General features: G+C 68.9%; 13 protein-coding genes and 1 tRNA gene. 6 read left to right on the top strand and 8 right to left on the bottom strand.

The window, feature by feature from the left end:
• From LDL49_RS05735 to LDL49_RS58230, 3 genes are all read right to left on the bottom strand, one after another.
• A partial coding sequence (locus tag LDL49_RS05735) for a ThuA domain-containing protein (protein WP_225289824.1) occupies positions 1–1,741 on the bottom strand: 1,741 nt, incomplete at its 3' end.
• 10 nt (positions 1,742–1,751) lie between these two features.
• Complete coding sequence (locus LDL49_RS05730; protein WP_225289823.1) at positions 1,752–4,568, bottom strand: carbohydrate-binding protein; 2,817 nt, start codon at positions 4,566–4,568, stop codon at positions 1,752–1,754.
• Between the two features lie 95 nt (positions 4,569–4,663).
• Entirely contained in the window at positions 4,664–7,033 is a 2,370-nt protein-coding gene (locus LDL49_RS58230; protein WP_225289822.1) for an RICIN domain-containing protein, read from the bottom strand.
• Positions 7,034–7,367: 334 nt separating this feature from the next.
• On the opposite strand from LDL49_RS58230, the gene LDL49_RS58225 reads away from it, so the two are divergent.
• Both LDL49_RS58225 and LDL49_RS05715 read left to right on the top strand, forming a co-directional pair.
• Positions 7,368–8,105, top strand: coding sequence for a FadR/GntR family transcriptional regulator (locus tag LDL49_RS58225; RefSeq protein ID WP_225289821.1), 738 nt, complete (start codon positions 7,368–7,370; stop codon positions 8,103–8,105).
• Positions 8,106–8,698: 593 nt separating this feature from the next.
• Positions 8,699–10,474, top strand: a complete 1,776-nt coding sequence (locus LDL49_RS05715; protein ID WP_225289820.1) for an RICIN domain-containing protein — start codon at positions 8,699–8,701, stop codon at positions 10,472–10,474.
• A 246-nt stretch (positions 10,475–10,720) separates the two neighbouring features.
• On the opposite strand, the gene LDL49_RS05710 is transcribed toward LDL49_RS05715, so the two are convergent.
• A tRNA-Leu gene (locus LDL49_RS05710) sits at positions 10,721–10,794 on the bottom strand.
• Between the two features lie 393 nt (positions 10,795–11,187).
• Here LDL49_RS05710 and LDL49_RS05705 point away from each other — a divergent pair.
• The 3 genes from LDL49_RS05705 to LDL49_RS05695 all read left to right on the top strand — a co-directional run bounded on the left by LDL49_RS05705 (position 11,188) and on the right by LDL49_RS05695 (position 13,256).
• Complete coding sequence (locus tag LDL49_RS05705; RefSeq protein WP_225289819.1) at positions 11,188–11,559, top strand: YciI family protein; 372 nt, start codon at positions 11,188–11,190, stop codon at positions 11,557–11,559.
• 63 nt (positions 11,560–11,622) lie between these two features.
• Positions 11,623–12,447, top strand: a complete 825-nt coding sequence (locus LDL49_RS05700) for a DsbA family protein (protein WP_225289818.1) — start codon at positions 11,623–11,625, stop codon at positions 12,445–12,447.
• Positions 12,444–13,256 carry a cytochrome c biogenesis CcdA family protein gene (locus LDL49_RS05695; protein ID WP_225289817.1) on the top strand — a complete coding sequence of 271 codons (813 nt, stop codon included), beginning with the start codon at positions 12,444–12,446 and terminating at the stop codon, positions 13,254–13,256. The genes LDL49_RS05700 and LDL49_RS05695 overlap by 4 nt, the downstream gene beginning before the upstream one ends.
• 71 nt (positions 13,257–13,327) lie before the next feature.
• Here LDL49_RS05695 and LDL49_RS05690 read toward each other — a convergent pair whose 3' ends face one another.
• Complete coding sequence (locus tag LDL49_RS05690; RefSeq protein ID WP_225289816.1) at positions 13,328–13,900, bottom strand: CGNR zinc finger domain-containing protein; 573 nt, start codon at positions 13,898–13,900, stop codon at positions 13,328–13,330.
• A gap of 84 nt (positions 13,901–13,984) precedes the next feature.
• On the opposite strand from LDL49_RS05690, the gene LDL49_RS05685 reads away from it, so the two are divergent.
• The gene (locus LDL49_RS05685) at positions 13,985–14,857 is read left to right on the top strand and encodes a DMT family transporter (protein WP_225289815.1); all 873 of its coding nucleotides are present in this window, start codon (positions 13,985–13,987) and stop codon (positions 14,855–14,857) included.
• Between the two features lie 23 nt (positions 14,858–14,880).
• Here the strand turns inward: LDL49_RS05685 and LDL49_RS05680 are convergent, their stop codons facing one another.
• Genes LDL49_RS05680 through LDL49_RS05670 form a run of 3 tightly spaced genes read right to left on the bottom strand, consistent with a single transcriptional unit; the run spans position 14,881 to position 19,182 of the window.
• Positions 14,881–15,966, bottom strand: coding sequence for a mechanosensitive ion channel family protein (locus LDL49_RS05680; protein WP_225289814.1), 1,086 nt, complete (start codon positions 15,964–15,966; stop codon positions 14,881–14,883).
• A 12-nt stretch (positions 15,967–15,978) separates the two neighbouring features.
• The gene (locus tag LDL49_RS05675) at positions 15,979–16,974 is read right to left on the bottom strand and encodes a ribonucleotide-diphosphate reductase subunit beta (protein ID WP_225289813.1); all 996 of its coding nucleotides are present in this window, start codon (positions 16,972–16,974) and stop codon (positions 15,979–15,981) included.
• 27 nt (positions 16,975–17,001) lie between these two features.
• Entirely contained in the window at positions 17,002–19,182 is a 2,181-nt protein-coding gene (locus LDL49_RS05670; protein WP_225289812.1) for a ribonucleoside-diphosphate reductase subunit alpha, read from the bottom strand.
• Positions 19,183–19,215: the final 33 nt, after the last annotated feature.

The following is a 19,215-nucleotide window of genomic DNA, read 5'->3' as shown; positions in this document are numbered from 1 at the left end:
CGCGGGTCCAGCGCTGGTTGGTTCCTCCGGTGCAGGTCCAGATGCGCGCCTTGGTGCCGTTGGCGGTGCCACCGACGTCCAGGCACTTGTTCGCGCCGACCGCGGTGACGGTGCCGTCGGCGTTGAGGCGCCACTTCTGGTTGTTCTGCCCGTTGCAATCCCAGACGATCACCGCGGTACCGTCCGCCGTCCCGGCCCCGTTCACGTCCAGGCACTTGCCGCCAGAGGCCCGCAACTCACCCGCGGCGGTCGAGGTCCACTGCTGGTTGGACTGCCCGTTACAGTCCCAGAGCTGCGCCTGCGCGCCATTGGCCGGCGAGGCGCTGACGTCCAGGCACCGCCCAGACCCCATACCCTTGAGGACGCCCGAGCCGCCCGGTGTGCTGGTCAGTTCCTTGACGCGGATGTTGCGGAACGACACCACGTCGCCGGACCCGTGGTTCTGGATGCCGATGTAGCCCTGCTGGAGTGAGCGGACCGGATCGGTGTTGGTGAAATCATTGATCTTGCTGCCGTTCAGGAACACCTGCAGCCGCTCACCCTCCACCAGCAGTTCATAGGTGTTCCACTGACCCGGCGGGTTCAGCGCCGCGTCGCGGGCGGCGACGTCGGCGGTCTTGAACCCGTAGATCGCCCCGGTCGTCTTGTCCGGCGTGTCGGTCGCGTCGATCTGCACCTCATATCCGGTGTTGAGCGCCGCGTCGGGGTCACTGGTGGCCGGGAAACCGACGATGACGCCGGAGTTGGAGTCGCCGGTCATCTTCCAGTCGAGCTTGACGGAGTAGGAGCGGAACTCCTTGGCGTTGTACCACAGCATGCCCATGCCGCCCTGGGAGGTCAGCGTGGCGTCGCTGTTGGCGAACGACCCCGGCCCGGCCTGCGACCAGCCCGTCGTCGAGCCGTTGTACAACGTCGTGTACCCGGTCTCCGGGCGGCAGTCGGCGTTGGTGGCCTTGGCCACGTACCGGATTCCGCCGAGCAGCAGCGTGCGGAAGTTCGGATCGGCGTACGACTCCTTGGTGTGGCCCAGGCCGGTGTAGAAGGCGCGGCCGGAGGACTGGGGGTGGCACCAGGTGATCGGGTGATCGCCCATGCCGCCGCCGCTGTAGCTGCCCTCGTCCAGGCTCTGCAGCACCCGGACGTTCGAGCGGGGGTTGGTGCGGTAGTTGTACCACTCGTCGGTACGTGACCAGGTCGCCCCCAGGTGGGCGGTCGCGGCGTGCGCCCGGTCCTCGGTCCGCACGGTGGCCTGCTGGATGGCCGGATGGTTGTTGAACCAGGCCCCCATCAGCTGCCCGTAGTACGCCCAGTTGTACTCGGTGTCGGCGGCCGAATGCACCCCCAGGTAACCGCCGCCGCCGTCCACGTACGTCTGGAAGGCGGCCTGCTGGTTGTCGTTCAGCACATCACCGGTGGTGCTGAGGAACACCACCGCCTTGTACTGGGCCAGGTTGGCCGTGCTGAAGGCGTTCGAGTCCTCGGTGGCATCGACGGCGAAGTCGCCGGCGGCCCCTAAGTCGCGGATGGCCTGGATCCCGTTGGGGATCGAGTCGTGCCGGAACCCGGCTGTCTTCGAGAAGACCAGCACCTTGAAGGCGGCAGCCTGGGCGGGGACTGCGGGGATCACCGTCGCGGCGGCGGTGATCGCCACCACCGCCATTGACAGGCGTCGCAGCACAGATGTCCTTCGGTCGCTCCCCGCGATGCGCCCGAGCGCGGCGGGGATGAGGGGTCGCAGCATGGGTGTCCTTTCAGACGCGGGTCCAGCGCTGGTTGGTTCCTCCGGTGCAGGTCCAGATGCGCGCCTTGGTGCCGTTGGCGGTGCCACCGACGTCCAGGCACTTGTTCGCGCCGACCGCGGTGACGGTGCCGTCGGCGTTGAGGCGCCACTTCTGGTTGTTCTGCCCGTTGCAATCCCAGACGATCACCGCGGTACCGTCCGCCGTCCCGGCCCCGTTCACGTCCAGGCACTTGCCGCCAGAGGCCCGCAACTCACCCGCGGCGGTCGAGGTCCACTGCTGGTTGGACTGCCCATTACAGTCCCAGAGCTGCGCCTGCGCGCCATTGGCCGGCGAGGCGCTGACGTCCAGGCACCGCCCAGACCCCATACCCTTGAGGACGCCCGAGCCGCCCGAGGGCGGGGTGCCGGTGTCGAGAGTGAAGGCGTCCACGTCGAACAGGTAGCCCTGTCCGGTCGGGCCGCGGAAGACCAGATAGAGGGTCGTGGTGCCGGTCGGCGCGCCGCTGAGGTTCGCCGAGACGTCGGTGAAGGTGTCCCAGCTGCCGGTGCTCGCCACGTTCACCGTTCCCAGCAGTGTGCCCGTCGCCGAGCCCGCGCGCACCTCGATCCGGCCGCCCGCGCCGGCCGAGGACACCCGGGCGCTGATCCTGGTCGCGTTGCCCAGGCTGTAGGGCTGGAAGGAGATCCAGTCGCCGTCGTCGGTGAAGCCGACCGTCTTGCCGCCTTCCGCGGTGGCGTGGTCAGCCGTCTGGACGCCCTGCTGGACGCCGAAGTGCTCGGCCTGCCTGTGCCGCGGCTGGAGCGTACGGTCGCTGGTGGAGGTCAGACCGCCCTTGTCGGTGTAGGAGGCCACGAAGACGCCGTAGATGTTGGCCGCGGCGTCATGCTCACCGTCCACCGGCACGGAGATGGAGCCCGAGCAGCCGGTCGTGGAGGTGATCTGGTGGCGGTGGCTGTCGTGGCCGAGGAAGTAGGCGACGGTGACCCCGGTGCAGTCGATCGTGCCGTCCTCCGGGTCGGTGACGGTGACCTGGAAGGGCACGGTGTCACCGAAGGAGAACAGCTGCCCGGCGGCAGGGGTGGTGAGGATGACCGTCGGCGCGGTGTTGCCGACGTTCACGATCACATTCGCCGTGCCGGTGAGACCCTGCGGGTCCCGGACCGTGAGCGTCGCCGTGTAGGCGCCGTTCGTGGTGTAGGTCTTGCTCGGATTCGCCGCCGTGGAGGTGGTGCCGTCGCCGAAGTTCCACGAGTACGTCAGCGCGCCACCCTCCGGGTCGGAGCTGCCCGCCGAGGAGAAGCTCACCGTCAGCGGAGCCGGTCCAGACGTCTTGTCGGCGGACGCCTTGGCGATCGGATTGCGGTTGGCACTGCCGATGTACTCGATTCGATACAGCGCCTGGTTGTTGTTCCCGTCGCCGTAGTCGAGGACGTACAGGGCCCCTTCAGGACCGAAGGCCATGTCCATCACCTGCGTCCCCGACCAGGGGAACGCCGAGATCTCCCCATAGGCGCCGTCCGGCTTGACCTCGATCGCCTTGATCCAGCGCCGGCCGTACTCACCGGCGAAATACCGCCCGTCGAGCGCCTGGGGGAACTTGACGGCCGAGTTCACGTTGGGGTCGTAACGGTAGACCGGACCACCCATCGGCGACTCCGACCCGGAGCCGAACTCCGGCGGGCTTCCGGCGTCCCCCGCGTACCTGATCCAGGCCGGCTTCGCCGGCGGCAGCGTGGTCAGGCCGGTGTTACGGAAGGAGTTGTTGGTCGGGCCGCCCGCGCAGTTGTACTTCGGACCGGTGCTGTTGGTGGCGAAGTTCCACTCGTTATAGGTCTCGCTGGTGGTGTTCGTGCCCGTGCAGTACGGCCATCCGTAGTTGCCCGGACCGGTGATGCGGTCGAACTCCACCTGCCCGCTCGGCCCTCGGTTGGAGTTGGTCACACCCGCGTCCGGCCCGTAGTCGCCGAGGTAGACGATGCCGGTCGCCTTGTCCACGCTCATCCGGAACGGGTTGCGGAAGCCCATCGCGTAGATCTCCGGCCGGGTCTTCGCCGTCCCCGGCGGGAACAGGTTGCCGCTGGGAATCGTGTAGGTGCCGTCGGGCTGCGGCTTGATGCGCAGGAGCTTGCCGCGCAGGTCGTTGGTGTTGCCGGCCGAACGCTGGGCGTCGAACTGCGGGTTGCGGTCGCTCCGCTCGTCCAGCGGGGAATAGCCGCTCGACTCGAAGGGGTTGCTGTCGTCGCCGGTGGTCAGATAGAGGTTTCCGGCAGCGTCGAAGTCGAGGTCCCCGCCCACGTGACAGCACAGGCCGCGGTCGTTCTGGACCTGCAGGACCACCTTCTCGCTGGCCATGTCGAGAGTGTCGTCCGGCTTGAGGATGAACCGGGACACGTGCAGCTCGCCCTTCCACTGGTCGAACTGCGCCTGCGAGCCGTTGCTCGGCGCATCACCGTTCGGCGTGCTCAGCCGCGGCGAGTAGTAGAGCCAGATGTACCGGTTGGACGCGAAGTCGGGGTCCACCGCCACACCCTGCAGGCCCTCCTCGTCGTGACTGTAGACGTTGAGCCTGCCGGCCACCTTCGTGTTGCCGTTGACATCGGTGACGCGCACCGTGCCGTCGCGCGCCGTGTGCACCACCGACCGGTTCGGCATGACGGCCAGCGACATCGCCTCACCCAGCTCGGCACCTCCCGACGCGAGAGACACCTGCTGGTAGTCGGCCGCCGGAATGGCGAGGGCGTTCGCCGGGGAGGCGTCGAGCGCGAGCGCTCCGGAAATGATCAGCGCCATCGTGGTCAGCAAGGTGAGCCACGGACGTCGGGACATGAGTGTTCCTCTGCTATCGAATCGATTCGAACGAAAGGAGGGCCCGCTTTCTCGTCCCCGAGAGTGGGGCGCCGAGGGCGCGTCGCCAGACGGTGTCAGGCGCGCGCCCACTTCTGGTTGGTGCCTCCAGTGCAGGTCCAGATGCGCGTCTTGGTGCCGTTGGCGGTGCCGCTGACGTCCAGGCACTTGTTCGCGCCGACCGCGGTGATGGTGCCGTCGGTGTTGAGGCGCCACTGCTGGTTGTTCTGGCCGTTGCAGTCCCAGATGATCACGGCTGTGCCGTCGGCGGTGCCGGCGCCGTTGACGTCCAGGCACTTGTTTCCGTACACCCGCAGCTCACCCGCCGCGGTCGAGGTCCACTGCTGGTTGGTCTGGCCGTTGCAGTCCCAGAGCTGCGCCTGCGCGCCGTTGGCCTGCGAGGCTCCGCTGACGTCCAGGCACCGCCCAGACCCCACACCCTTGAACGCACTCGCGCTCCCCGAAGGCTGGCCCTGGGGACCGGCGGAGGCCATCACGGCCTGGGCGCCCGCGGGCCAGGCGCCGTTGGTGACGGTGACATTGTTGTTCACCACGTTGCCGCGGTCGCCGTTGGTCACGTTGGTGCTGCCGTTGGTCGACCAGTTGCCGGTGACGGTGAAGTTCCCCATGTTCTCACCGCCCCAGTAGTTGGCGGTGGCCCAGGTGCCGGTGTTCGAGAGCACGTTGCCGGTGACGGTGTAGTACTTGGAGCCCTCGTCGAAGTAGATCCCGAACCAGCCGTTGGTCCGCAGGCAGTGGTTGCCGCTGATGACGGCGTTCGGGTTCCACGACAGCGTGTAGATACAGCCCCCGTCGGTCATCTGCCGCATGACGTCGTGCACGTAGTTGCCGACGAGCCGGTTGCCGGACGCGGTGGTGGCCGTGGTGTAGCGCGGCTGGTAGTCGTACAGGCCGCGGTTGGCGTACTGGTTGCTGCCGCCGGGCTCGTTGGCGCCCCAGCCGTAGCCGATCGACATACCGGTGTACGGCAGGTTGTAGACCTCGTTGTGTGACACGTCGGTGCCGGTGACGTAGGTGGTCAGGACCGAGACGATGCCCCGGTGGTCCAGGCCGAGGTCGTGGATGCGGTTGTTGCTGACGGTGATGTTCCGGTTGACCATCCGCTGGTCACTGGGGTGGTGCGCGTCGGCGCGCACGCCGCCGACCACGATGCCGCCGGCCGAGCTCTGGGCGATCTCGGACCGGGTGACCGTGATGTCGGCGGCGCCCAGGCCGACGCCGCTGGCGTGCGCGTTGGCGTCGTTGCCGATGCCGACGGCCGTCTGACCGAGGTTGACGAATCGGGAGTCGGTGAAGGTGATGTGGTTGGCGGCGGAGACCTGTACGGCTGCCGGCATCTGGTACCAGTTCGGCCGCGCGGCCTCGAACTGCCGGCAGCCCTCCTGGCAGGAGGTCAGCCTGTCGGCGGGCCAGTTCCAGGTGCCCGCGATGTAGGCGCCGGTCTGCTGGTCCGCGTAGCCCTGGTTGCTGCTGGGCCCGAGCCAGCTCGTGCCGGTGAACGTGATCCCGCTGAAGGTGATGTGGTGCGCGGGCGAGTCGTAGGTGCCCCCCACGTCCACCAGCGACTGCAGCACGGGCAGTTCGACGCTGACGTCGCTCATGTTCTGCCCGGCAGCCGAGATGTAGTACAGGACGCCGGTCCCGGGGTTGATGTACCACTCCCCCGGTGCGTCCAGGAACTCGTAGGCGTTCTCCAGGTACAGCGGACCCGCCCGGTGCGGCTGCGTGAAGGTGTCGTACCCGAAGGTGTTGTTGTTCCAGCCGGGCTGCTGCATCGTGATGAAGTTCCCGCTGATGCCCTGCACCCGCACGTACCGGTCGGTGAACGAGCCGACGCTCTCCATCTCGACCCGGCTCTGGTCGGCCAGGTTGTTCAGATAGTTCAGCGCGCTGTTGCCGAACCTCAGGCCGGTGCCGGTCGCGGTGAAGTCCGACCGGTTCACGGCCGTACGCGCCCGCGTGGCGAGGGCGCCGTTGACGTACAGCTGCCGGGTGTCGATCCCGGTGCCGACGTCGGCGCGCCAGATGTTCTTCCCCGAGTCGGCCACGGTCCATCCGGTGACCGCCCTGGCTCCGCTGATGACGGGATGGGCGCCCGCCGCGGCCTGCCATGTGACGGAGTAGCCGTTGTTCCCGGAATCGGCGGCGGCCAGCCGGAGCGGCGCGGAGAGCCGGTACACCCCGTCGGCCAGTTCCACGACGATGTCACCGGACATCGCGCCGTTCAGCGAACGTACCGCCGTCTGCGCCGCGGCCGGCGAGCACGGCTGGGCGGACGTGCAGGCGGTGCCGGTGCCGGCGGGTGACGCGTACAGGGTCGTGGTGGCCGCCAGGGCTGGGGCGGCGGGGGCGATGAGGGCGAACGCCGCGGCGACGATGCCGATCAGAGCCGGTCTCAGTGCCGTGACGGGCGAAGATGACTGCACAGTTGTTCCTTTGGGGGGTACGGGTGTGGCCAGGTCACGCCCTGCTGCTCAGGCAGGTGACACCCTTCTGAGCGTCCTCGCCTCTAATTACGTTGTGAGTATTGATAGCCGTCAAGACCTTAAGCCCGCTTATTTCACCATTTGCACACCTAGCGCATGGCCATAGTTAGCGGCATTTCTTCGTTACCTGCGGCAATGCGGGCCATTGCGGTTACCCGCGCCAATCGTCCTCGTATGAACCGTTCATATGTGTCGTACTAATCGGCAGTACGTCTGAGCTTGGGAGGAACCCACATCAGTCATACTTTGCAGGGAACGGCGAGGAGGAAGCACGGTGACCGACACCCCGCGCGAGAGCGGATACCGGCCGGGCTACGAGGTGGCTGCCGAGCAGGTACTCGAATACATCGTCCGGCTCGGCCTGCGCCCGGGCGACCGCATGCCGACCGAGATCGAGCTGGCCCGGCAGCTGGGCACCAGCCGCACCGTCGTACGCGAGGCGGTGAAGATCCTGTCCGCGCTGGGCCGGGTGCGCGCCCAGAAGGGCCGCGGCCTGTACGTGGCCGACGACGAGGGGATGTTCGGCACCGGGCGCTGGGCGTCCTTCTTCCTCCCGACCGACCTGGACCATGTCTACATGCTGTTCGAGTTCCGCAGAGCGCAGGAGATGGAGACCAGCCGGCTGGCCGCCCGCCGCGCCACCCCCGCGGAGCTGAGGGCCATCGAGGAGGCGGCCGGCGTGTGCCGCCACGGCTTCGAGACCGGACAAGAAGACCTGTTCAACAAGGGCGACGACACCTTTCACACCGCCATCGCCACGGCCTCGCACAACATGTTCCTCCAGGTGGCGGTGCGGGAGGCCCGCAGGCTGCAGGCGCAATCCAATCTCATCGGGCTGCGCGGCTCGGTGGGCGGGCACGCCGCCAAGGCCGTCGAGGAGCACGACGCCATCTACCAGGCCATCCGCGCCGGCGACCCGGAAGCGGCTGCCCAGGCCGCGGCCACGCACATCGACAACACCCTCGACGACTACCGGAGAGAGATCCAGCAGCGCCTCTTCTCCTCCCAGTGATCCGGCCCTCCGAACCGGTTCGCTCTGCTGGGAACTGACGGGACCTGATCAGCCGGGCCGACGGCGGATGAACGTTTCATCGAGCCCGGCCACGAGCGTGAGCCCGGTGCTCCTTTCAGCAGGCCGGCCGAGATGGTGGTGGTGTGGCGGAGCAAACATGACGCGAGAAGATCCGTCAAGGGCCCGCTCTCTTCCATCGCGGTTCCGCCGCGTCCCGAAGTGGCCTGATCAGAGCCGACCGGGCGCGGTCGTAGTGTCGCGGCGGGCGAGGTGATGAAACGTTCATCCGGTGGCAGCGGGGCATGACCAGGACGCACCAGCGCATCGGCCTCCTGAGTGCCGACCATCCAATCGAACCGATTCGTTCATGGTCTTGACATGTTTCGTAGTCGTTTCCACACTGAGTCCGCACGGCGGCTACCTCCTACCGGAGTCGGTGGTGAACGGCAGGAGTCCTCGGCTGTGAGGCGTCCGGAGATGCGCTGGTCGTGGATCGCGGCCGCCTCCCCTGATGCCGTCGTCCGTGAGCCGGCAAGGGCCCCGCCCGCGGCCCGCTCAGCCTGCACCGCCCCTCCGTGACCAAGGAATCACATATGGACGCCACATTCCGCAGGCGGCACAGAGGCCGCCGCCGGATCGCCGCCTTCCTTGCCGCAGGCGCCCTCGTCGCCGCCTCCGTCGTGACGGCCGCCCCGTCGGCCCTGGCCGCGGACCAGGCCATCACCGTCGACTTCTCCGCCGGTGGCGGCTCTCCCACCTACCGCGCCTCCGGGTGGATCTACGGCATGACCGAGAACGCGTCGGCGCCGCCGGACCGCTTCTACACCGATGTGAAGTTCCGGTACATGCGCGCCGGCGGGGCGCAGCTCGACAGCCCGGGCGGGTGGGTGTCGGGCAAGTACGACCGCCGATGGAACTCCACCCGCGCTCAGTTGCTGCGCACAAGATCGCTGGGCGGGGAGTTCATCCTGCTCGTCCACGACCTGTGGGGTGCCGACGGCTACCCGATCTCGCGATTCCCCGGCGACAACGGCGACTGGACCGACTATGACAACTTCCTCACCCGTCTGATCAACGACGTGCGGGCGACGGGCGCCACCGTACAGTGGGACCTCTGGAACGAGCCCAACATCACCTTGTTCTGGAACCGCCCTCAGTCCCAGTACTTCGAGATGTGGCGGCGCGCCTACCAGCGCATCCGGGCCGCGTTCCCGACGCATCTCATCGTCGGGCCGAGCTGCGCGTGCGTACCCTCGACCACGAACCCGTTCTGGGTCCAGTACCTGGACTACGTCAAGGCCAACAACGCGGTCCCGGACATCATCAGCTGGCACGCCCTGCCCGGCGACCCGGTCGCCAACGTGGCGGCGGCCGACACCACACTGAACTCTCGCGGCATCCCGCATCCGCGCCCGTACCAGATCAACGAATACGGGGCGTCCAACGAGCAGAACCCCGGCGACGGATCCTGGTACATCGCGCGCCTGGAAAGGGCCGGCGCCGACGGCCTGCGCGCCAACTGGGCGGGCGGTGGAAACCTGCACAACGACCTCGGCAACCTGCTCGTCCGCAACTCGGCAGGCGAGTACCAGCCGAAGGGCGAATGGTGGGTCTACCGCTTCTACGGCTCTCAGACCGGCCAGATCGTGTCCGTCACCCCCAGTTCCTCGTACGACGCGTTCGCCACCAAGGCGGCCGGGACGGCCAAGATTCTGGTGGGCGGCGGCAGCACGACCGGCAACATCGCCGTCAACCTGCGGCGCCTGGACATCACCAGCGGCATCGTGCAGAACAACCAGGTAAGAGTAGTCGCCGAGCGCATCCCCTACAACGGCGGCGGCGCCGTCCAGGGGCCGGTCACCGTCCAGAGCTCCGTGGTGACGCTGTCCAACGACGGCGGCACGACGGTCAACCTGCCGCACACCGCGATCGACGACACCTACACCATCACACTCCTGCCCCCCACGGACTCGGGACCCGGCGGGTCGACGTCGGTGTTGCGGAACGTCAACGCCGGCCGGTGCCTGGACGTCCCGAACGCGAGCACCGTCAACGGCACCCAGCTCCAGCTCTGGGACTGCGGCGGCAACAACCAGCAGTGGACTCTCACCTCGTCCAGGCAATTGCAGGGGTACGGCGGCAAGTGCCTGGACGCCAAGGGGCAGGGCACCGGCAACGGCACCCAGGTGATCATCTGGGACTGCAACGGGCAGGCGAACCAGCAGTGGAACGTCAACAGCGACGGCACCGTCACCGGCGTGCAGTCCGGCCTCTGCATGGAGGCGAGCAACTTCGGGACCGCGAACGGAACGAAGGTGCAGCTGTGGTCCTGCACCGGCACGACCAGCCAGAAATGGACAAAGAGCTGACCCGATGGCCGGCGGGGATCACCGGGCTGGGACCGGCAGAAGCCAGCGCCCGATGTCGAAGGAGACCCGGCGGCGCAGCCGGGCGGTCATCAACGAGCTCGCCGCAGCGTGGACGGGTCCAGGGACGGCACGACATGGGCTCCGGGCGGTCTGACCCGGCCAACCATGTCGTCGTGTGAGCGCAGGCTTACGGCATAGCGACCCTGACCTGGGTCCCTCATTGGAGGCACATGCGAAAGTTCAGGGTGCCGCCCCAGGGATTCGAACCCTGAACCTCCGCCTCCTGAAGACGGCGCCTCTGCCAGTTGGGCCAGAGCGGCTTGTTAGCCCCGGGCTCGGCTGGCGTGGGCCGAGCCCGGGGCTGGGGCTGTATCCAGCCGGGGGGCGCCATTCCCGTCGGCCAGACCGATGCCCGCGGCCCTTTGTTCCGTGGGCCGTCGTCCGTGAGATGAAAAAAGCCGCCTCGGAAGGCTTCCGGGCGGCGTCGTCTCTTTGCGAGGGATCACCCGGAATCCGGACCCAGGAGCTCAGGAAGCAGTTCGAGGGACTTCGCGTAGGTCACTGCGCTGCCTTCCTGTCGTGGTGGACGCTGTCCACGTTAGCCGGGTGATCGCGACGGGTGCCACGTATTTTCCGCCGGCGGATGTCGAGGCCGCGCGGACGGCTTCGACATATTGGGTACCGACACGGACGCGACCGCATGGAGGCCACCGGTGAAGTACCTCATCCTCATCTACAGCAACCCGACGAGCAGGGCGGTCTGGGAGACGCTGAACGACGAGCAGCGCGTGAATTTCGGGCGCGGCCATATGTCCTTCACCGAGGAGCTGGCCGCGTCCGGAGAGCTGGTCATTTCGGAGGGGCTGGCCGATGTGTCGACGGCCAAGCGGGTCGCGGTACGCGAGGGCAGGACGATGACGAGCGATGGGCCGTTCGCCGAGGCCAAGGAGCATTTGGCCGGGTTCTACCTGATCGAGTGCGACAGCATGGAGCGGGCGGTGGAACTGGCCGCGAAGGTGCCCGACGCGGCCTTCAACGAGGTTGAGGTACGGCCGATCTTCGACATGAAGGGCCTTGAGCTGTAGGAGGCCTTGAGCTGTAGGAGGAACGAACGGCGTGGGTGGCGGCGGGCTGGGATGATGCGGAAGGTGACCAAGGAATCCCCGGCCCCGCGCCACCGGGTGCTGCTCGGCTCGCTGGCCGGTGCCGCCGTGGTGGCCGTGCTGGCGGTGGCCGCGCTGACGAACCAGGGCGAGCCCGCCGGACGAGCCACCCCTGCGGCCGCGAGCTCGCGTGATTCCGCGACCGCGAGCACGGGGGCGAGCACGGACACCGCGAGCCCGAGCACGAGCGCGGCCGGCTCACCCACTCCGGCGGTGACCACCGGCGGGCCAGAAGCGACCCCCACGCCCACTCCGACGAGTTCGGTGCAGGTCTGGGAAGGGCCGACCCCGCCACCCGTCGACCCGAACCTGTCCAAGGGCTCGGCGCAGGCGCCGGTCACGATCGTCGAGTTCGGCGACTTCAAGTGTCCCAACTGCCGCCGCTTCGCCCAGCGGATCGAGCCCGTGCTGAAGAGCCGCTACCTCGACACCGGCATCGTGCGGATGTTCTGGCGCGACTACCCGATCAGGGGACGCGACTCCGTGCGGGCCGCCGTCGCCGCCCGCGCCGCGTCCCGGCAGGGCCGGTTCTGGGAGTTCCACGACGCCCTGTACGCGGGCGAGCGGCCTCGCCTCACCGACGCCGACCTGCGCTCCGTGGCCGCCAAGATCGGGCTCGACCTGCGCAGGTTCGACGCCGACCGGCGCGGCGAGTCCGTACGCCAGGTCGTGGACGGCGATCTCGGCTTCGCGCTGGAGCTCGGCCTGCCCGGCACGCCCGCATTCCTGATCAACGGTGAGGTGCTGTTCGGCGCCCAGCCGGTGGCCGCGTTCGAGAAGGCGATCGAGAAGGCGCGCCACGGCGGATGAGCGGCATCGGCTATGCCGCCGCGTTCCTGGGCGGCCTGTTCTCGCTGGTCAGCCCGTGTGGGGCGCTGCTGATCCCGGCGTTCTTCGCCTACGCGTTCCCGGGCCGCCGCCGGTTGGCCGGCCGCACCCTGCTGTTCTACGTGGGGCTGTGCGCCGTGCTGGTGCCGCTGGGGATGGGGTCGGCGCAGGTCGCCCGCCTGTTCTACGGCCATCAGGAGCTCTTGGTCACGGTGGCCGGATGGGCGCTGATCGTCCTGGGCGTGCTGCAGGTGGCCGGTCAGGGCTGGACCATCGGGCCCCTGGAGCGGCTGAGGGGGCACGTTCGAGGTGATTCGGCCGGGGCCGTGCTGGTTCTGGGGGCGGTGTCCGGGCTGGCCGGGTTCTGCGCCGGACCGGTGCTGGGGGCGGTGCTCACGGTCGCGGCGGCCTCCGGTGACGGGCTGCGCGGGGCGGTGCTGCTGGCCGTCTACGCGGCGGGCATGGCGGCCCCGTTGCTCCTGCTCGCGGGCCTGTGGCAGCGCTACGACCTCGGCGGCCGGCGCTGGCTGCGCGGTCGCGGACTGCGGCTGGGACGGCTGCGGCTGCACACCACCTCGCTGCTGTCCGGGCTGGTCTTCGGCGGGCTCGGGGCGCTGTTCCTGCTCTCCGACGGCACCCGCGGGCTGGCCCTGCCGATCCCCGACTCCTGGGAAGCCCGGCTGGAGGACCTCGCGGCGACCGCCCAGGACGTACTGCCGGACCTGTTCGTCGTCGGGATCGCGGCGCTCACCGTGGCCGCCGTCACCGCGTGGCGCCTCAGACGCCGCTGACCGGCCGGCTCCGCCTGACGATCACGCTCACCTGCCGGTCACACCTGCTGACGGTCATCGTCCGCTGGGGGTCACGCGCGCTGCCGGGCGCGGAAGCCCGCCGCCTTGGCGCGGTTGCCGCACTCGTGCATGTCGCACCAGCGCCGCGACGACCCGCGCGAGGCGTCGACGTACAGGCGGGTGCACACCTCTCCCCCGCATTCCTTGATCTGGACGGCCCGCGGCCCGCCGAGCAGCTGGACCGCGTCCCTGGCGACCGTGGAGAGGGCCGCGTCGAGGTCCCCCGAACGCTCGACCCGCCCGGCGTCGTTCAGCAGCACGGACGCCGGCGGCCCGGCGGCGACCCGGTTGACCAGCCGCCGATCGTCCACCACCGACCCAGCCCCACCGACCCCGAGCCCGAGCCCGAGCCCGTCAATGGCCTCCCCCGCCGCCAGCCGGTAGATGGCCTCCCGCAACGTCTTCCCCGCCGCGAGATCGGCGTCGCCGACCGCCGGTGGCACGTCGAGGATGCCCGCCTCGACCGTCCACCGCGCCAGGTCCGCCGGCTCGCGCAGCAGGTCACGCCGGTCCGACCGGCGGTGTTGCACGGTGCCCGCCAGGTCGAGCCCCAGATTGCCGCTGATGAAGGTGAAGCTCGTCACACCCACATAGTAACCATGTTGACAGGTTATGCGAAGACACGGAACAGTGACATAACCGGGTTAAGGGGTTATGGAGGGTGTGCCGTGGCGGTCAGCGTTATGGAGGCCAGGAGCAAGGCGACGGCACTCATGCCGTCCCTGTTCGTGGTGATGTGGAGCAGTGCCTTCATCGCGGGAGTGGTCGGCGTCGGGTCGGCGCCGCCGTTGCTGCTGACGTTCGCCAGGTTCGCGCTGGCGGGGCTGTTGCTGGGCGGGTTCGCGCTGGCCGTGCGGGCGCCGTGGCCGCGCGGCCGGCGGCTGGCGCACGTGGTGGTGTCCGGGATCCTGGTCCAGGCGGTGCAGTTCGGCGCGTTCTACTCCGCGATCGGCCTGCACGTGCCCGCCGCGGTCGTGGCGTTGGTGCAGGGCCTCAACCCGGTGGTGATCGCGCTCCTGGCGGGGCGGCTGCTGGGCGAGCGGGTGAGCCCGCGCCAGTGGGTGGGCTTCGGGCTCGGCGCGGCCGGGGTGGGGCTGGCGGTGGCGGACCGGTTGAGCTTCTCCCTGGCCGGGGTGGCGTTCTGCGTGGTCGGGCTGCTGGGGTTGAGCCTGGGCACGGTCTACCAGAAGCGGTTCGCCGCGGACATGGACGTGCGGACGGGCACCGCGACCCAGTTCTTGGTCGGCGCGCCGCTGGTGGGGCTGGCCTCGCTGGTGTTCGAGACGCCGCGGGTGACGGACTGGGGCGCCTTCTCCGGCGCCGTGGGCTGGCTGGTGCTGGTCAACTCGATCGGCGCGTTCCTGCTGCTCAACACCATGCTGAAGAATGCGCCCGCGAGCCGGGTGAGCACGATGTTCTTCCTCACCCCGTCGGTCACCGCGGTGATGGCGTGGCTTCTCGTCGGGCAGGCGCTGCATCCGCTGGCCGTCGCGGGCCTGCTGGTCGGCGGCGCCGGCGTGCTGCTGGCCAACCGGCGCTGAGCCTCAGCCCGGCATGAAACGGCTCAGCCCGGCATGGAGCTGGTCCATGGCACCCCCGCGCGGGTCTCCGGGGTCTCGATGCGGAAGCGGGGCAGGGACTCGGGGAAGTTCTCCCTGATGTAGCCCACGAGGTGTTCGCGTACGTCGCACTTGAGGTCCCAGGCGGAGGGCGAGTCGGCGGCGCTCATCAGCGCCCGCAGCTCGACCAGTCCGTTCGGCAGCACGTCGGTGACCTGGAGCGTCCAGTCCTTCTGATCCCACAGCGGGCTCTCCTGGATGAACCGGTAGAGCTCTTCGCGCAGCTTGCCGATCGGTATCGACCAGTCGACGCGCAGGAACACCACGGCGAGGACCTGGCTGCCGTGCCTGGTCCAGTTCTCGAACGGGTTCTGGGTGAAGTAGGACACGGGCAGGACCAGGCGCCGCTCGTCCCACAGGCGTACCACGACGTAGGTGAGCGTGAGCTCCTCGATCCTGCCCCACTCGTCGTTGACCACGACCACGTCGTCGAGGCGGAGCGCGTCGCTGAAGGCGAGCTGGAGCCCGGCCAGCATGTTGCCGATGGTCGGCTGGGCGGCGATGCCGACGATGGCGCCGGCGATGCCCGCCGAGGCGAGCAGCCCGGCGCCCAGCGCCCGGACCTGCGGGAAGGAGAAGAGCATGGTGCCGATCGCCAGCACGACGAAGGTCACGGCGGCGACGCGGCGGACCAGCCCGATCTGGGTCATGATCCGCCGTGCCCGGCGATTGCGCTCCCCCTTGACGAGGACCAGCCGGTCCAGGACGACGTCCGTGAGGGCATAGCTGGCCTGGACGACCAGCCAGGTGGCGCAGGCGATGGTGACCAGGCCGAGCACCCGGTCGATCGTGCCGCCGAGCTCACGTTGGCGGACGCTCTCGCCGATCATCCCCGGCGAGAACACCAGGTTGGCCGCCACCACGACCCCCACCGAGAACGCCGCCCAGGTGCAGTGCTCCACCAGGTGCCGGGCGAGCGCCCACTTGTGGCCCGCCCTGACCAGCAGTCTCCTGACCACCTCCACCACGAGAATGGCGCCCGCCACCGAGATGGCGAGAATGAGCCAGTCGGTCGGCGACTGCACGTTCATGCCCCCAATGTCTTAAAAGGTCTCGTCAAATGTCACATTGCCCTCAACAGCCACTTGGTATGCGGAGACACGCCGTTCGAAGAAGTTGGCCAGCTCCTGGACGTCCTGCAGCTCCATGAACCCGAACGGGTTGGCCGTGCCGTATCTCTGCGGCAACCCGAGCCGAGCCAGCCGCTGGTCGGCGACATATTGAAGGTAGTCGCGCATCTGCTCGACGCTCATGCCGGGCATGCCGTCGCCGCACAGATCGCGGGCGAAGGCCAACTCGGCGGCGACGGCCTCCTCGATCATGCGGGTGACCTGCTCCCCCAGCTTGTCGTCGAACAGCTCGGGCTCCTCGGCCCGCACGGTGTCGACGACGCTGAAGGCGAACTCCATGTGCATGGACTCGTCACGGAACACCCAGTTGGTGCCGGTGGCCAGCCCGCCGAGCAGGCCCCGAGACCGGAACCAGTATACGTAGGCGAACGCTCCGTAGAAGAACAGCCCCTCGATGCAGGCGGCGAAGCAGATCAGGTTGAGCAGGAACTGCCGCCGCTCGTCGGCGGTCTCCAGCCGCCGCAGGCCGTTGATCGAGTCGATCCACCGGAAGCAGAACTCCGCCTTGTCCCTGATGGAGGGAATGTGCTCCACGGCGGCGAACGCCTTGACCCGTTCCTCCAGGTCAGGCAGGTACGTGTCGAGCAGCGTCAGGTAGAACTGCACGTGTACGGCCTCCTCGAACAGCTGCCTGCTGAGGTACAGGCGCGCTTCGGGGGCGTTGACGTGCTGATAGAGGTTGAGCACGAGGTTGTTGGCCACGATGGAGTCGCCGGTCGCGAAGAAGGCGACCAGCCGGTTGATCAGGTGGCGCTCCTGCGGCGTCATCCTGGCCAGGTCGGCGAGGTCGGAGTGCAGCTCCACCTCCTCGACGGTCCAGGTGTTGCGGATCGCGGCGCGATAGCGCTCGTAGAAGTCCGGATAGCGCATGGGGCGCAGGGTCAGGTCCATGCCGGGGTCGAGCAGCATTGCTGGGGTCTCCGTTCGAGGGGGCTACTACTGGCAGGCTTCGCAGGTTTCCGGGTTCTCCAAGGAGCAGGCGACGGCGTCGAGCGCGATCGTCGTCTGGGCGATCCGGGTGGCCGGGCGCGAGCGCAGGTAGTAGGTGGTCTTCAAGCCCTGCTTCCAGGCATAGGCGTACATCGAGGACAGCTTCCCGATCGTCGGGCTGGCCATGAACAGGTTGAGCGACTGCGACTGGTCGATGTACGGCTGACGGGCCGCGGCCAGGTCGATGAGCGCCTTCTGCGGCAGCTCCCAGGCCGTGCGGTACAAGGTCTTGAGGTCATCGGGAATGCCGGCGATGCCCTGGATCGAGCCGTCCGCCCGCTTGAGGTCGTCGCGCATCCGCTGCGTCCACAGCCCGCGGGCCTGGAGGTCGGCCACCAGGTAGCGGTTGACCTGGAGGAACTCCCCCGACAGCGTCTCGCGCTTGAACACGTTGGACACCTGCGGCTCGATGCACTCGTAGCACCCGGCGATGGAGGCGATGGTCGCGGTCGGGGCGATGGCCACCATCAGCGAGTTGCGCAGCCCGGTCGCGGCGATCTTCGCGCGCAGCTCGGCCCAGCGCGGCGACGCGGCGGCGTCGTAGTGGTCGGGGTGCAGGACTCCGTCCGCCGCTCTGGTCTCCTCGTACGACGGATGCCTGCCGCGCTCCACAGCCAGGTCGGCGGAGGTGTCGTAGGCGGCCAGGGCGATCTCCTCGGCGACGCGGGTCGACAGCCCCAGCGCCTCGGGCGAGTCGAACGGCAGCCTGAGCGCGAAGAAGACGTCGGCCAGGCCCATCACGCCGAGCCCGATCGGCCGCCAGCGCTTGTTGGCCGCCTCGGCCTCGGCGGTCGGGTAGAAGCCCAGGTCGATGGTCCGATCCAGGAAGCGCACCGCCGTACGGACGGTCGCGCGCAGCCGGGCCCAGTCGACGCCCTCGGCGGTCAGGTGGGCGGCCAGGTTGATCGAGCCGAGGTTGCACACCGCCGTCTCGCCGTCGCTGGTGACCTCGAGGATCTCGGTGCACAGGTTGGACAGGTGGATGACGTTCTCGGGCCGGGCCGTCTGGTTGGAGGTGCGGTTGGCGGCGTCCTTGAACGTCATCCAGCCGTTGCCGGTCTGGGCGAGGGTGCGCATCATCCGGCCGTAGAGACTCCGGGCGGGCAGCTGCCGGGCGTAGCGGCCCTCGACCTCGTAGGCGCGGTAGGCGCGGGTGAACGCCTCGCCGTACAGGTCGGTGAGGTCGGGGACCTCCTTGGGGTCGAACAGCGACCAGACCTCGTCGGCCTCCACCCGCCGCATGAACTCGTCCGGCACCCAGTTGGCCAGGTTGAGGTTGTGCGTACGCCGGGCGTCCTCGCCCGTGTTGTCGCGCAGCTCCAGGAACTCCTCGACGTCGGCGTGCCAGGTCTCCAGGTAGACACAGGCCGCGCCCTTGCGGCGGCCGCCCTGGTTGACGGCGGCGACGGAGGAGTCCAGTGTGCGCAGCCAGGGCACGATGCCGTTGGAGTGCCCGTTGGTGCCCCTGATGAGGGATCCGCGCGAGCGCACCCGGGTCCAGGCGATGCCGATGCCCCCGGCGTACTTCGACAGCCTGGCCACCTGGCCGTAGCGGTCGTAGATCGACTCCAGCTCATCACGCGGCGAGTCGAGCAGGAAGCACGACGACAGCTGCGGCCGGCGCGAACCCGAGTTGAACAGCGTCGGCGAGCTCGGCAGGTACGACAGCGTGGACATGAGGCCGTACAGCTCGGCGGCCTCGGCAACCGTCTCCGACAGCCCGCAGGCCACGCGGAGCAGGAAGTGCTGCGGCCGTTCGAGCACCGTCCGCGACTCCGGGTGCCGCAGCAGGTAGCGGTCATAGACCGTACGCAGGCCGAAGTACTCGAAGCGGTCGTCCGCCTCGCCGGAGACGAGCGTGTCGAGCTCGGCGGCGTGCGCGCCGACGAACGCGGCGAGCGAGTCCTGGATCAGCCCGGCGGCGTGGGTGGCGGCGATGGACTCGGAGAAGGTCCGTACGCCGTGCCCGGCCGCCTCGTCGGCGATCTCCTCGGCCAGGAGCCGGGCGGCGACCCGGGAGTTCGCCGGATCCGTGATCACCCTGGCGGCGGCCTCCTCGATCGCCAGCCGCCGGTCGACGGTCTTGGCGGTGGCCGGCCGGTGATCGGCCTCAATGATCTGCGTCACGTGCTCTCTCCTCGCGAGCTCATCCCCGTGAGG

The organism is Nonomuraea aurantiaca, assembly GCF_020215705.1.
GTDB lineage: Bacteria > Actinomycetota > Actinomycetes > Streptosporangiales > Streptosporangiaceae > Nonomuraea > Nonomuraea aurantiaca.
This window is presented reverse-complemented; position numbering and strand designations above follow the sequence as displayed.

Excerpts from the sequence above, each read along its gene's own strand:
- LDL49_RS05715 (WP_225289820.1), top strand. The coding sequence starts at position 8,699 with ATGGACGCCACATTCCGCAGGCGGCACAGAGGCCGCCGCCGGATCGCC.
- LDL49_RS05680 (WP_225289814.1), bottom strand. The coding sequence starts at position 15,966 with ATGAACGTGCAGTCGCCGACCGACTGGCTCATTCTCGCCATCTCGGTG.
- LDL49_RS05675 (WP_225289813.1), bottom strand. The coding sequence starts at position 16,974 with ATGCTGCTCGACCCCGGCATGGACCTGACCCTGCGCCCCATGCGCTAT.
- LDL49_RS05730 (WP_225289823.1), bottom strand. The coding sequence starts at position 4,568 with ATGTCCCGACGTCCGTGGCTCACCTTGCTGACCACGATGGCGCTGATC.
- LDL49_RS05695 (WP_225289817.1), top strand. The coding sequence starts at position 12,444 with ATGAGCGGCATCGGCTATGCCGCCGCGTTCCTGGGCGGCCTGTTCTCG.